This is a genomic window from Paraburkholderia sp. SIMBA_027, assembly GCF_046535315.1.
Taxonomy (GTDB): domain Bacteria; phylum Pseudomonadota; class Gammaproteobacteria; order Burkholderiales; family Burkholderiaceae; genus Paraburkholderia; species Paraburkholderia tropica.
The window spans coordinates 1-265 of record NZ_JAWRWY010000780.1 but is presented as its reverse complement, the minus strand read 5'-3'; the positions used below and the strand labels follow the sequence as shown (position 1 = coordinate 265).

Below are 265 nucleotides of genomic sequence, written 5' to 3'. Positions count from 1 at the left end.
CTCGCGATGCTCGGCGCCTTCGCGACCCATGCCGGTGCGCAAAGCAGCATCACGCTGTACGGTCTCATCTCGGCCGGCGTCGGGTACGCAACCAATCAGGGCGGCAAGAACGCGTGGCAGGCGCTGTCCGGCACGAACCAGAATCCGCGCTGGGGGCTGAAGGGCAAGGAGGATCTCGGGCAGGGGCTGTCCGCGATTTTCCAGCTCGAGAACGGCTTCAACGTGATGACGGGCACGGCCGCGCAGAACGGCCGCGAGTTCGGGC

1 protein-coding gene is annotated in these 265 nt (G+C 67.2%); it reads left to right on the top strand.

Annotation, left to right across the window (positions count from 1 at the left end):
* Nucleotides 1-265: porin (locus SB764_RS41175; RefSeq protein WP_410866922.1), on the top strand; the 265-nt coding region annotated here is incomplete at both ends.